This is a genomic window from Cellulomonas sp. Root485 (assembly GCF_001426705.1).
In the GTDB taxonomy this organism is placed as follows: Bacteria; Actinomycetota; Actinomycetes; order Actinomycetales; family Cellulomonadaceae; genus Cellulomonas.
On record NZ_LMFC01000001.1, the window covers coordinates 1,406,459 to 1,418,731 of the forward strand.

The following is a 12,273-nucleotide window of genomic DNA, read 5'->3' on the forward strand; positions in this document are numbered from 1 at the left end:
GATCGGAGCCGTACCGCTGTGGAACTCTTCCTCATCCTGGCCATCGCCCTGGGCGCTCTCTGGCTCATGTCGAGCCGTACCCGCAAGCAGCAGCGCGTGGCTCAGGAGTTCCGGAACAACCTCGTCCCCGGTGACGAGGTCATGACAGCGTCGGGTCTGCTGGGTACCGTCGTGGCCGTCGAGGACGACGTCATCACGCTCGAGTCGAGCCCTGGCGCCCACACGCGCTGGATCCGCGCCGCGATCGCCAAGAAGATCGACCCGCCGGTCGAGGAGATCGACGACGTCGAGGACGACGCCGACCTCGAGGACGAGCTCGACGACCTCGATCCCCAGGACGCAGCGGTGACCGATGCCGACCGCATCAGCCGCGCGAACGACGACGTGATCGACGTCCCGGACGACCTGTCCTCGCTCCCGCCCGCCCGCAAGGACGGGGAGCCGGACACCAAGTAGACCGTTTCGGTCCGGGTGACGACGCCCGGACCTCGACCCCACCTGTCGCCTGCGCGACCGGTGCGCGCACGAGAGAAGAACTCCGTTGGCTCCTCCTACACGCCGTCAGAGGCCTGTCCGCACGCTCGTCGTGCTCGGCCTCATCATCTTCGCGCTGCTCGGTGCCATCGCGGCCGGGACCAAGTGGTCCACCGCCTCCTGGACGCCGAACCTCGCACTCGACCTCGAGGGCGGCACGCAGATCATCCTGACGCCGGTCGCGGACAACGGTGAGGACATCTCCTCCGAGACGATCGCGCAGGCGATCGATGTCATCCGCCAGCGGGTCGACTCCTCGGGCGTCGCCGAGGCAGAGATCACGAGCCAGAGCGGCGGCAAGATCGTCGTGGCGCTCCCCGGCAACCCCAGCGAGGAGACCATCGCGCTGGTCGAGACCTCGGCGCAGATGGCGTTCCGGCCGGTGCTGGCCATCGGGAACCCGACGCCGACGGACACGACGCCGACGCCGGAGCCCACCGATTCGGCTGCGGCGACGGACCCGGCGGCGCCCGCCCCGACCCCTACGCCCACCGCTGGCGCGGAGGAGCCGTCGGACGAGCCCACCAAGGCCGCCCCCGACAACCCGAGCGACACTGCCTACTACATCACTCCCGCGGTCCAGGCAGAGTTCGACGCCCTGGACTGCACGGACCCGACCAACCTCACCGGTGGCGTCAACGGGGACCCGGACAAGGCCTTCGTCACGTGCGGCCAGGACGGCAGCGCGAAGTACATCCTTGGTCCGGTCGAGATCGAGGGCGCGCGGATCTCCAGCGCCACCTCGGGCCTGAACCAGCTGCCCAGCGGCGGTCAGGGCAACAAGTGGGTCGTCAACATCGCGTTCGACAACCAGGGCACCACCGAGTTCACCGACGTGACCACGCGACTGCAGGGTCTGTCCGCGTCACCGCCGCTGAACCAGTTCGCGATGGTGCTCGACGGCCTCGTGATCTCGGCCCCGAGCCTGGACTCCGGCGTGATCATCGCGGACGGCAAGGCGGAGATCTCGGGCACGTTCACGCGTGAGTCCGCGGCCAGCCTGGCCAACCAGCTGAACTTCGGCTCGCTCCCGCTCACGTTCAAGCCGGAGAGCAAGGAGCAGATCTCGGCGACCCTCGGGTCCGAGCAGCTGCAGATGGGCCTGCTCGCGGGCCTGATCGGTCTCGGCCTGGTCGTGGTCTACTCCCTCCTGCAGTACCGCGCGCTGGGTCTGGTCACGGTCGCGTCGCTGATGGTTGCCGGGCTCCTGACGTACAGCATCATCACGTTGCTGTCGTGGACGCAGGGCTACCGGCTCTCGCTACCCGGTGTCGCCGGTCTGATCGTGGCCATCGGTATCACCGCCGACTCGTTCATCGTGTACTTCGAGCGCATCCGTGACGAGCTGCGGGAGGGTCGGACGCTGGTCGCGGCCGTCGACCGTGGCTGGGAGCGGGCGCGCCGGACCATCCTGGCGTCCGACGCGGTCAACTTCCTGGCCGCCGTCGTGCTCTACGTGCTCGCCGTCGGCAGCGTCCGCGGCTTCGCGTTCACGCTCGGTCTGACCACCCTGATCGACGTGCTCGTGGTCTTCATGTTCACGCACCCGGTCATGCAGCTGGTCGCGCGGACGAAGTTCTTCGGCCAGGGTCACCGCCTCTCCGGCCTGGACCCGCGCCGGCTCGGTGCACCCTCGTCGACCCGGTACGTGGGCCGTGGCCGCGTCGTGCACGGCTCCGAGACCTCGGAGGGTCGCGCCGTCGAGGATGCACCCGTCGACGCCGAGGCGACGCCACGCGTCCCGGTCGCCGTCGGCGGCGGGACCGGCGGTCTGACGATCGCCGAGCGCCGCGCCGCGGCACGTGCAGCCGAGCAGAAGGCCGCGTCGACCACCGACGCACCGGTCGACGCACCCGCCCAGGAGTCCGAGCCCGAGTCCGGGCGCACCGAGGGGAACGAGCACTGATGGCCTCCGGATTCGCCCAGTGGGGCAACGACCTCTACACCGGCCGTCGGTCGTACGACATCGTCGGTCGACGCAAGATCTGGTTCACCATCTCGACGGTGCTCGTGGTGCTCTCCGCGATCTTCCTGATCAAGCCTGGGCTCAACCCCGGCATCGAGTTCCGCGGCGGTTCGGAGTTCGTCGTGTCCGGGGTCTCCGACACCGGCCAGCAGCTCGCGATCGACACGGTCACCCAGATCTCGCCCGACGAGCAGCCGAAGGTCACGACCGTCGGCGGCGACTCGCTGCGCATCCAGACCTCCACGCTCACCGAGGACGAGGTGACCGAGGTCAAGAACGCGCTGGCCGAGGCGTACGACGTGCCGGTGGAGAACGTCACCAGCTCGTTCATCGGGCCGTCGTGGGGCAAGGACCTCTCGCAGAAGGCCATCACCGGGATCCTGGTCTTCCTGCTCTTCGTCACGATCGTGATGACGATCTACTTCCGTAACTGGCGGATGGCCGCGGCGGCCCTGATCGCGCTGTTCCACGACCTGATCATCACGGTCGGCGTGTACGCCGCCATTGGGTGGGAGGTCACTCCGGCGACGGTGATCGGCTTCCTGACGATCCTCGGGTACTCCATCTACGACACCGTCGTCGTCTTCGACAAGGTGCGGGAGAACACCGCGGACACGCTGCTCCAGTCGCGGTACACGTACGGGGAGAAGGCGAACCTCGCTGTCAACCAGACGCTGGTGCGCTCGATCAACACCTCGGTGGTCGCACTGCTCCCGGTCGGCGCGATCCTCTTCGTCGGCGCCTTCCTCCTCGGTGCCGGCACGCTGCGGGACATCGCGCTCGCGCTGTTCGTCGGCATGCTGATCGGCACCTTCTCGTCCGTCTTCCTGGCGACGCCGTTCGAGGTGGCGCTGCGGGAGCGGGAGCCCGCGATCCGCGAGCACACCAAGAAGGTCCTGGACGCCCGCGCCGCGCGTGCGGCGAGCGGCGAGGACGTGTCGGTCTCGGCCGAGGACCTGCGCGTGCCGGTCGGTGCGCTCAAGCCGGGCGCCCACCAGGGCAACGCCGCGCAGCCGAAGCGCAAGCGGTGACAGGTCCGGACAGCGCGGCGGGGGTGCCCACGGGTGCCCCCGCGGCGCGTGCGGAGCTGCTGCAGCGCATCGATCAGCTGGTCCGGCTGGTGCCGGACTACCCCCAGCCGGGGATCCTGTTCCGCGACATCATGCCGCTGCTGGCGGACGCCGCCGCGTTCGCGGACGTCATCGCCGAGATCGCCGGCCGGGTCGACGGTCCGGTGGACCTCGTCGCGGGCATGGAGGCGCGCGGGTTCCTGCTCGCCGCTCCCGTGGCGGTCGCGCTCGGTGCGGGGGTGCTGCCGGTGCGCAAGGCCGGCAAGCTGCCCGGGCCCACCGAGGCGCAGTCCTACGAGCTCGAGTACGGCACGGCGACCATCGAGATCCACCCTGCGACGGTTCCTGCCGGGTCCCGGGTGCTCGTGATCGACGACGTGCTGGCGACCGGTGGCACGGCTGCCGCCACGGTCGCGCTGCTCGAACGGTGCGGGGCCGAGGTCATCGGACTCTCGTTCCTCGTGGAGCTCGAGGCGCTGGGTGGGCGTGATCTTCTGCCGGACCACGCGATCGACGTCCTGCTCGCGGTGCCCTGACCAGCCTCCTCGTCGTGCTCGTGACCGTGTCGACCCGTACTCGGTCGTAGACTGTCGCCTCGACCGTGGGAGGGGGTGTGATGAGCGAAGACGTCCGCACGCCCGAGACCGGTCTCCCCCCGGCGCAGAACGACTCGCCCTCCAGCCGCATGCGCTCGCGCCTGGGCCGGTTCGGCGCCCGGAGCGGTGCTGCGTTCCCGGCGATCGAGCCCGTCCTGCAGGCTGCGCGCACCAACCACCCGAAGGCCGACCTCGCGGTCGTCGAGCAGGCGTACGTGGTGGCCGAGAAGGCGCACCGCGGTCAGCTGCGCAAGAGCGGCGACCCGTACATCACGCACCCCGTCGCCGTCGCGACGATCCTGGCCGAGCTGGGGATGACGCCGTCGACGCTCGCCGCCGCGCTCCTGCACGACACCGTCGAGGACACGGACTACTCGCTCGACCAGCTGCGTCGCGAGTTCGGTCCGGAGATCGCGATGCTGGTCGACGGCGTGACCAAGCTGGACAAGGTCACGTACGGAGACGCGGCGCAGGCCGAGACCGTCCGCAAGATGGTCGTCGCGATGTCCCGGGACATCCGGGTGCTCGTCATCAAGCTGGCCGACCGACTGCACAACGCCCGGACCTGGAAGTTCGTCGCCGCGGCCTCCGCGGAGAAGAAGGCGCGCGAGACGCTCGAGATCTACGCCCCGCTGGCCCACCGGCTCGGCATGAACACGATCAAGTGGGAGCTGGAGGACCTGTCGTTCGCGACCCTCTACCCCAAGGTCTACGACGAGATCGTGCACCTGGTGGCCGAGCGTGCGCCGGCTCGTGAGGAGTATCTGGCCACGGTTCGGGAGCAGGTCGGCGCCGACCTGGGCAAGGCCAAGATCCGGGCGACGGTGACCGGCCGACCGAAGCACTACTACTCGATCTACCAGAAGATGATCGTGCGCGGCCGCGACTTCGCCGACATCTACGACCTGGTCGGCGTCCGGGTCCTGGTCGACTCGGTGCGGGACTGCTACGCGGCACTCGGTGCGCTGCACGCGCGCTGGAACCCCGTGCCGGGGCGGTTCAAGGACTACATCGCGATGCCCAAGTTCAACCTGTACCAGTCGCTGCACACCACGGTGATCGGGCCTGGCGGCAAGCCGGTCGAGATCCAGATCCGCACGCACGACATGCACCGCCGGGCCGAGTACGGGGTGGCGGCGCACTGGAAGTACAAGGAGAGCGCGAAGAACGCGGGCACGACGGACAAGGACTCCGCCGGCAACGACATGCAGTGGCTGCGTCAGCTGGTCGACTGGCAGAAGGAGACCGCGGACCCGAGCGAGTTCCTCGACTCGCTGCGGTTTGAGATCGCCGGCTCCGAGGTCTACGTGTTCACGCCGAAGGGCGACGTGATCGGTCTGCCGTCCGGCTCGACCCCCGTCGACTTCGCGTACGCGGTCCACACCGAGGTGGGTCACCGCACGATGGGTGCGCGCGTCAACGGCCGCCTGGTACCGCTGGACTCGTCGCTCGAGAACGGCGACGTGGTCGACGTGTTCACGTCGAAGTCCGAGACGGCGGGTCCGTCGCGCGACTGGCTGGGCTTCGTCAAGAGCCCGCGGGCGCGCAACAAGATCCGTCAGTGGTTCTCCAAGGAGCGCCGCGAAGAGGCGATCGAGCACGGCAAGGACGCCATCGCCAAGGCGATGCGCAAGCAGAACCTCCCCATCCAGCGCCTTCTGTCGCACGAGTCCCTCGTCGCCCTGGCCAACGAGATGCGCTACGCCGACGTCTCCGCGCTGTACGCGGCGATCGGCGAGGGCCAGGTGTCCGCCGGCACGGTCGTGCAGCGCCTCGTGCAGTCGATGGGCGGGGAGCCGGCGGCCGAGGAGGACCTCGCCGAGGTCGCCCGCCCCGGCCAGACGCAGCGTCGGGTCCGCACCGGTGACCCCGGCGTCGTGGTCAAGGGTGTCGACGACATCTGGGTGAAGCTGGCCAAGTGCTGCACCCCGGTCCCGGGCGACGACATCGTGGGCTTCGTGACGCGCGGCGCCGGCGTGAGCGTGCACCGCAGCGACTGCATCAACGTGACGAGCCTGCGCTCGGAGCCCGAGCGCATGGTCGACGTCGCCTGGAGCCACAACAGCACGTCGCTGTTCCTCGTGCAGATCCAGGTCGAGGCGCTCGACCGCAGCCGGCTGCTCTCGGACGTCACCCGGGTGCTGTCCGACTCGCACGTGAACATCCTCTCGGCGTCGGTCTCCACGTCGCGTGACCGGGTCGCCCTGTCGCGGTTCGTGTTCGAGATGGCGGAGCCGTCCCACCTCGCGTCCGTGCTCGCCGCGGTACGCAAGGTCGAGGGTGTGTTCGACGTCTACCGCATCACCGGGGCGAAGGCGGCCGAGGAGCCGGCGATCCGCGCCTGACGGGTCACAAGTCCCCGAGCGTGGCGTACGCCTGGCGGACACCCCGGTGCCCCCGGAGACCGGCCAGGTGGTCCAGTGCTCGGGTGGGCTCGAAGCCGACGTCCTGCAACGCCCGCAGCGTCGGGACGGCCTCCTCCGGAGGCAGCATCCGTGCGATGTCGACTCCTGTGCGCTGGACCGACGTCGCCCGGTGGGTCCCGACTCGCACGACGTCCGACGGTGGCAGCGTCGCCTCCGCCGCGACGCGCGCAGGGTGCGGGTCGGTCCGTCGCCCGCCGGTCCTGACCAGCACCTCGACCCGCACGGGTGGGTACCGGCCTGTGTGCACCCACGCTGCGGTCCGGCGCCCGAGGACCCCCCGGGCGGGCACCAGCGCGGCGAGCGCACCCGCCCGCAGCTCCGGGGTGTCGGGAAGGTCCGCTGCGATGGCGACGTCACCCCAGACGACCCGGACGACCCCGTCGCGCAGCAGCCCGAACCACGCGGCGGCGCCGACGTCGTCCCGGCTCACCGTGCGGGGGAGGACCGGGAGGGTCGTGCGGAACTCGTCGAGACGGGTGCTCACCGCTGCAGCATGACGGTCGGACGGGTGCCCCGGGGGCGCCCGTCGGGATCTGTGGACGGACGAGGCCCCCGCCCGGAGGGCGAGGGCCTCGTCCGCTGGACGACGGCTGTCAGCCGCGGGCGTCCTGAGCGGCGCGCTGGACCTGCTCGAGCCACGCACGGCGGGCGTCGAGCGCGGCCTGCGCGTCGGCGATCTTGCGGGCGTCGCCCGCGGCCTTGGCGCGGTCGAGGTCGGCCTCGAGCCCGGCGATCGCCTGCTCGAGCTGCGCGGCAGCCCCCTCGGCCCGTGCTCGGGTCTCGGGGTTGGTGCGCTTCCACTGAGCCTGGTCGGTGTCGCGGACAGCGGTCTCGACGGCGCGCAGCCTGCCCTCGATGCGCTGGACATCGGCGCGCGGGACCTTGCCGGCGGCCTCCCAGCGGTCCTGGATCCGGTGCAGCGCCGACTTCGCCGCGGCCAGGTCGGTCACGGGCAGCAGCGCCTCCGCCTCGACGAGCAGCGCCTCCTTGACCTCGAGGTTCGCGCGGAACTCCTCGTCGGTCGCGGCCGACTGGGCATCACGAGCCGCGAAGAACGCGTCCTGCGCCGCACGGAAGCGGGCCCACAGCGCGTCGTCGTCGGCCCGGCTGGCACGCCCGGCGGCCTTCCACTGCGCCATGAGGTCGCGGAACACCCCTGCGGTCGCGCCCCAGTCGGTGCTCGACTGCAGCCGCTCGGCCTCGGTCACCAGGTTCTCCTTGACCTGCTTGGCCGACGCGTTGCGCGACTCCAGCTCGGCGAAGAAGTGGCGACGCTCGCGGTCGAACGTCGTGCGCGCGTGGCTGAACCGCTTCCAGAGCGACTCCTCCGTCGGCCGGTCGAGGCGCGGGCCGGAGCGCTGCGCCTCCTTCCACTGGTCCAGCAGGAGGCGCAGCTGCTCGCCCGCGGGACGCCACTGGATGCGTGACGGGTCCGTCGAGGCGATCTTCTCGGCCTGCTCGACGATCTCGGTCCGGGCCAGGACCGCGGCCTCGCGCGCAGCGGCGCGCTCGGCCTCGGCGACGGCCCGGCGCTCTGCGGCGGTCGTGCGCAGCGCCTCGAGACGTGCACGGAGCCCGTCGAGGTCGCCGACGGCGGCCGGCTCGGCGACCTCGTCGGTGAGCCGGGCCAGGGTCTGGTCGATCTCCTTGACCGACAGGTCCGTCGCGGCGAGGCGTGCCTCGAACAGCGTGACCTTCGCCTGCAGGTCGAGGAAGCGGCGCACGTACAGGCCGAGCGCCTCCTCGGTCGTCGCGCCCGGGTACTGACCGACGACGCGCTCGCCCGCGGCCTCGCGGACGGAGACGTTGCCCTCGTCGTCGACGCTGCCGAACGTCGCCGCGTGTGCAGCCTCTGCGGCGTCCTGCGGGGGTGCGACCGGTGCAGCCGGAGCGGCGGCGTCGATCGTCGTCGGCGCGGGGTGCGCCGGCGGGTGCGGGACCGGCCGCGGACGCGGGACGGGCCGGGCCGTCGCCGGCGTCGGCACCGGCGCGGGGGTCGGCTCGGCCTCGGTGGCAGCCTCCGCTTCCGCCGTCGCCGCCTCGGGCTCGCCGGCAGCCTCGGTCGGCGCCGCCTCGGGCTCGCCGGCAGCCTCGGTCGGCGCCGCCTCGGGCTCGCCGGCAGCCTCGGTCGGCGCCGCCCCGGGCTCGGTGGCAACCTCCGTCGCCGTCGCCTCGGGCTCGGTCGCAACGTCCGTCGCCGTCGCCTCGGGCTCGGTGGCGGCGTCCGTCACCTCGGGCTCGGTGGCGACGTCCGTCGCTGCCGCCTCGGGCTCGCTGGTCGCCTCGTCGGCTGCCTGCTCGGGCTCAGCGCTCTCGTCGACCGCGGCACCGTCGCTCGCAGTCCCCGCGTCGCTCTCGTCGGTCGCGACGTCGACCGTCTCGGCCTCCTCGGACGGAGCATCGACGGGTGCGTCGTCGGCGGGCTCGGCGGCCGGCACGGCCTCGGCCTCCGGGCTCTCCTCGGGTGTGTCGACCGGGGGAGCGTCCTCCGTGACCGTCCCGGCAGCCGCTGCGTCGACCTCGTCGGGCACGGTGGGTGCCTCGAGCTGCTCGGCGTCTGCTGCCGGCACGGAGTCGTCGGGCACGGGTCCGGACGTCGGGGTCTGCGTCACTGGATGTTCACTCCCTCGATGATGACGTCGGACACCGGGACCTCGGTCCCTTCGACGGTGCCCGCGTCGGCGATGGCCTGCAGCACGTCCAGACCGGACGTGATGTGGCCGAACACGGTGTAGCCACCCGCAGTGTCTGCGGGAATAGTCGAGTCCTCGTACACCAGGAAGAACTGGCTGCCCATCGAGCTGCCGTCGTTCCCGGTCCGTGCCATGGCGATCGTCCCGGCCGGGTACACGTTGTCGGCCGGCGCGTTCTCGATCGGGCCCCACGTGTAGCCGGGGCCGCCGGTGCCGCCCGTGGTCGGGTCCGCGGTGCCGAGGGCCGTCGGGTCGCCGCACTGGAGGACGTAGATGCCCTCCTGCGTCAGCCGGTGGCACTTCGTGGTGTCGAAGTAGCCGTCTCCGGCGAGCGTGACGAAGTTGGCGACGGCCTGCGGGGCGGCAGCACCGTCGAGCTCGATGCCGAGGTCGCCCTGCGTCAGCGCGATGTCACCGGTCCACGTGCGGCCCTGCGCGAGCGACGGGTCCGGGACCTCGGCTGCGTTGGCGGGAGCCGTCGGGGACGACGTGGGTGTCGCGGCGGGCTCGTCGTCGTTGGTGAGAGCGATCGCGGCGACGACACCCGTGGCGAGCACGAGGGCGGCCACGAGGCTGCCCGCGATGACGCGGTTGCGATGGCGGCGGGCGCGCGCCTTGGCCTGGCGCTCCTGCCACTTCTCGTACCGGCGGCGCTCGTACTCACGCTCGGTCTTCGTGGACACGCACTCGCTCCTCGCGTCGTCGTTCGGTGCGACCGGTCGTCCGCCAGCCGCACTGCATGTAGGGGACCCGGGACAGTCTAGGCAAGCCTTGGCGACGGGCCACCAGCGGCACCGCCGTGCGACATCACAGTCCGGACACGCCGGGGCGCTACCGTGCGTCCCATGCAGGTGGTCACGGTGGTGTCCGCGGTCTTCGGGGCCCGGTGCTCGGTCCTCGTCGACGACGACGGGTCGTGCGTCGTCGTCGACGCCGGGGCGGGTGTCATGGACGACGTCCTGGCGCTCGTCGCCGAGCGGGACCTGCGCCCGGCGGCGGTGCTGGCCACGCACGGTCATGTCGACCACACCTGGGACGCCGGTCGGCTGTCCGCCGCGCTCGACGTGCCCGTCGTCCTGCACGCGGCCGACGTGTACCGGCTCGCGGACCCGTTCGGCACGCTCGGCCTGCTCGGCTCGGCGGCCGGTCCGACGCACGACCCGTCGGGACCGCTCGCCCAGGCGCTGGTCGCGACGGGCGTCGACCCCGCCTCCTACACGGCACCGCAGCGCGTCGAGCCGTTCGGAGCCGTCGACGACGTCCGCTCGGCCGACACGCTGCTCGAGCTCGGGAGCCTGCGCATCGTCGCCCGGCACGCGCCCGGGCACACGGAGGGGTCGACGCTGTACCTGCTCGGGGCGCTGGCCTTCACGGGAGACGTGCTGTTCGCAGGTTCCGTCGGGCGGACGGACCTGCCCGGCGGTCACGACGCGACGATGCAGCGGACCCTCCGCGAGGTCGTCGCGACCCTGCCGCCCGAGACCGTCGTCGTCCCCGGCCACGGCCCGACGACCGACATCGCGACCGAGCTCGTCCACAACCCGTACCTCGCGCGTCTCTGAGACCCCGGCCGGTCTGGAAAGATCGGGCCCCATGGCGCGACCGACCCCCCTGTCCGGATTCCCCGAGTGGCTGCCCGATGGCCGCATCATCGAGCAGCACGTCCTCGACGTCCTGCGCCGCACATTCGAGCTGCACGGGTTCGTGGGGATCGAGACGAGGGCCGTGGAGCCGCTGGACCAGCTCCTGCGCAAGGGCGAGACCTCCAAGGAGGTCTACGTGCTGCGGCGCCTGCAGGAGGATCCCGACGAGGCAGCCACCCGTGGACACCGCGAGGCCGAGCGCGGCCTCGGTCTGCACTTCGACCTCACCGTGCCGTTCGCGCGCTACGTGCTCGAGAACGCCGGGCACCTCGCGTTCCCGTTCCGGCGCTACCAGATCCAGAAGGTGTGGCGCGGCGAACGACCCCAGGACGGGCGGTTCCGCGAGTTCGTGCAGGCGGACATCGACGTCGTCGGGGCCGGCACGCTGCCGTACCACTACGAGGTCGAGCTCCCGCTGGTCATGGCCGAGGCGCTCGGTGCGCTGCGCGACATCGGCGTCCCTCCGGTGCGCATCCTGGTGAACAACAGGAAGGTCGCCGAGGGCTTCTACCGCGGGCTCGGGCTGACCGACGTCGACGCCGTGCTGCGGAGCATCGACAAGCTGGACAAGATCGGCGCGGACGCGGTCGCCGAGCTCCTCGTGGCCGAGTCGGGCGCCTCCGACGACCAGGCCCGTGCGTGCCTCGCGCTCGCCGCGATCAGCGGGTCCGACGAGACCGTCATCGACCGTGTCCGGACGCTCGCAGCCGAGCAGGAAGCAGCGCACGAGCTCCTCGACGAGGGGCTCGAGGAGCTGGGAGCGCTCATCCGGGCGGCGGCGGTGCGGGCGCCCGGCGTCGTCGTCGCCGACCTCAAGATCGCGCGGGGGCTCGACTACTACACGGGGTCCGTCTACGAGACGGTCCTCGTCGGGCACGAGCAGCTCGGGTCGATCTGCTCCGGCGGTCGCTACGACACGCTGGCCTCGGACGGCGCCAACACGTACCCCGGGGTCGGCCTGTCCATCGGCGTCTCCCGGCTGGTGTCCCGCCTCATCAGCAACGGCCTGGTCACGACCACCCGGTCGGTGCCCAGCGCCGTGCTCGTCGCGGTCAGCAACGAGGACGACCGGGGCCGCTCCGACGCGGTCGCCGCCGCGCTGCGGGCGCGGGGGATCCCGGTCGAGGTCGCGCCGTCCGCGGCGAGGTTCGGCAAGCAGATCCGGCACGCCGACCGCCGGGGGATCCCGTTCGTGTGGTTCGTGGGCGAGGACGAGCAGGCGGGCGACCAGGTCAAGGACATCCGCTCGGGCGAGCAGGTCGAGGCGGACGCGGTGACATGGACCCCGGACGCGTCGGACCTCTGGCCGCGCGTCGTGCCTGCTTGACACGTATTCGAACACATG

General features: G+C 71.6%; 10 protein-coding genes. 7 read left to right on the forward strand and 3 right to left on the reverse strand.

What is annotated here, in order from left to right; translation table 11 throughout:
* Positions 1-18 precede the first annotated feature (18 nt).
* The 5 genes from yajC (at position 19) to ASD16_RS06430 (ending at position 6,511) form a co-directional block, all read left to right on the forward strand.
* On the forward strand, positions 19-456 hold the full coding sequence (gene yajC / locus ASD16_RS06410) for a preprotein translocase subunit YajC (protein ID WP_082570622.1): 438 nt from the start codon (positions 19-21) through the stop codon (positions 454-456).
* A gap of 130 nt (positions 457-586) precedes the next feature.
* Entirely contained in the window at positions 587-2,440 is a 1,854-nt protein-coding gene (gene secD / locus ASD16_RS06415) for a protein translocase subunit SecD (protein ID WP_235523131.1), read from the forward strand.
* Positions 2,440-3,531 carry a protein translocase subunit SecF gene (gene secF / locus ASD16_RS06420; protein WP_055914321.1) on the forward strand — a complete coding sequence of 364 codons (1,092 nt, stop codon included), beginning with the start codon at positions 2,440-2,442 and terminating at the stop codon, positions 3,529-3,531. Before secD ends, secF begins: the two co-directional genes overlap by 1 nt.
* Entirely contained in the window at positions 3,528-4,106 is a 579-nt protein-coding gene (locus ASD16_RS06425; protein WP_369817924.1) for an adenine phosphoribosyltransferase, read from the forward strand. The genes secF and ASD16_RS06425 overlap by 4 nt, the downstream gene beginning before the upstream one ends.
* 80 nt (positions 4,107-4,186) lie before the next feature.
* Positions 4,187-6,511, forward strand: a complete 2,325-nt coding sequence (locus tag ASD16_RS06430; RefSeq protein ID WP_055914326.1) for a bifunctional (p)ppGpp synthetase/guanosine-3',5'-bis(diphosphate) 3'-pyrophosphohydrolase — start codon at positions 4,187-4,189, stop codon at positions 6,509-6,511.
* A gap of 4 nt (positions 6,512-6,515) precedes the next feature.
* Here the strand turns inward: ASD16_RS06430 and ASD16_RS06435 are convergent, their stop codons facing one another.
* The 3 genes from ASD16_RS06435 to ASD16_RS06445 form a co-directional block, all read right to left on the reverse strand.
* A complete protein-coding gene (locus tag ASD16_RS06435; RefSeq protein ID WP_055914329.1) occupies positions 6,516-7,076 on the reverse strand; it encodes a hypothetical protein in 561 nt (186 codons plus the stop codon).
* A 109-nt stretch (positions 7,077-7,185) separates the two neighbouring features.
* Positions 7,186-9,204: a DUF349 domain-containing protein gene (locus tag ASD16_RS06440; RefSeq protein ID WP_235523132.1), complete on the reverse strand. Its 2,019-nt coding sequence runs from the start codon at positions 9,202-9,204 to the stop codon at positions 7,186-7,188.
* A complete protein-coding gene (locus ASD16_RS06445; protein WP_055914332.1) occupies positions 9,201-9,968 on the reverse strand; it encodes a peptidylprolyl isomerase in 768 nt (255 codons plus the stop codon). Before ASD16_RS06445 ends, ASD16_RS06440 begins: the two co-directional genes overlap by 4 nt.
* A 162-nt stretch (positions 9,969-10,130) precedes the next feature.
* Between ASD16_RS06445 and ASD16_RS06450 the strand changes: the two genes are divergently transcribed.
* Together ASD16_RS06450 and hisS are read left to right on the forward strand one after the other, a co-directional pair.
* The gene (locus ASD16_RS06450; protein ID WP_055914335.1) at positions 10,131-10,847 is read left to right on the forward strand and encodes an MBL fold metallo-hydrolase; all 717 of its coding nucleotides are present in this window, start codon (positions 10,131-10,133) and stop codon (positions 10,845-10,847) included.
* Between the two features lie 31 nt (positions 10,848-10,878).
* Positions 10,879-12,255: a histidine--tRNA ligase gene (gene hisS, locus ASD16_RS06455; RefSeq protein ID WP_055914337.1), complete on the forward strand. Its 1,377-nt coding sequence runs from the start codon at positions 10,879-10,881 to the stop codon at positions 12,253-12,255.
* Positions 12,256-12,273: the final 18 nt, after the last annotated feature.

Excerpts from the sequence above, each read along its gene's own strand:
- secF (WP_055914321.1), top strand. The coding sequence starts at position 2,440 with ATGGCCTCCGGATTCGCCCAGTGGGGCAACGACCTCTACACCGGCCGT.
- ASD16_RS06430 (WP_055914326.1), top strand. The coding sequence starts at position 4,187 with ATGAGCGAAGACGTCCGCACGCCCGAGACCGGTCTCCCCCCGGCGCAG.
- ASD16_RS06450 (WP_055914335.1), top strand. The coding sequence starts at position 10,131 with ATGCAGGTGGTCACGGTGGTGTCCGCGGTCTTCGGGGCCCGGTGCTCG.
- hisS (WP_055914337.1), top strand. The coding sequence starts at position 10,879 with ATGGCGCGACCGACCCCCCTGTCCGGATTCCCCGAGTGGCTGCCCGAT.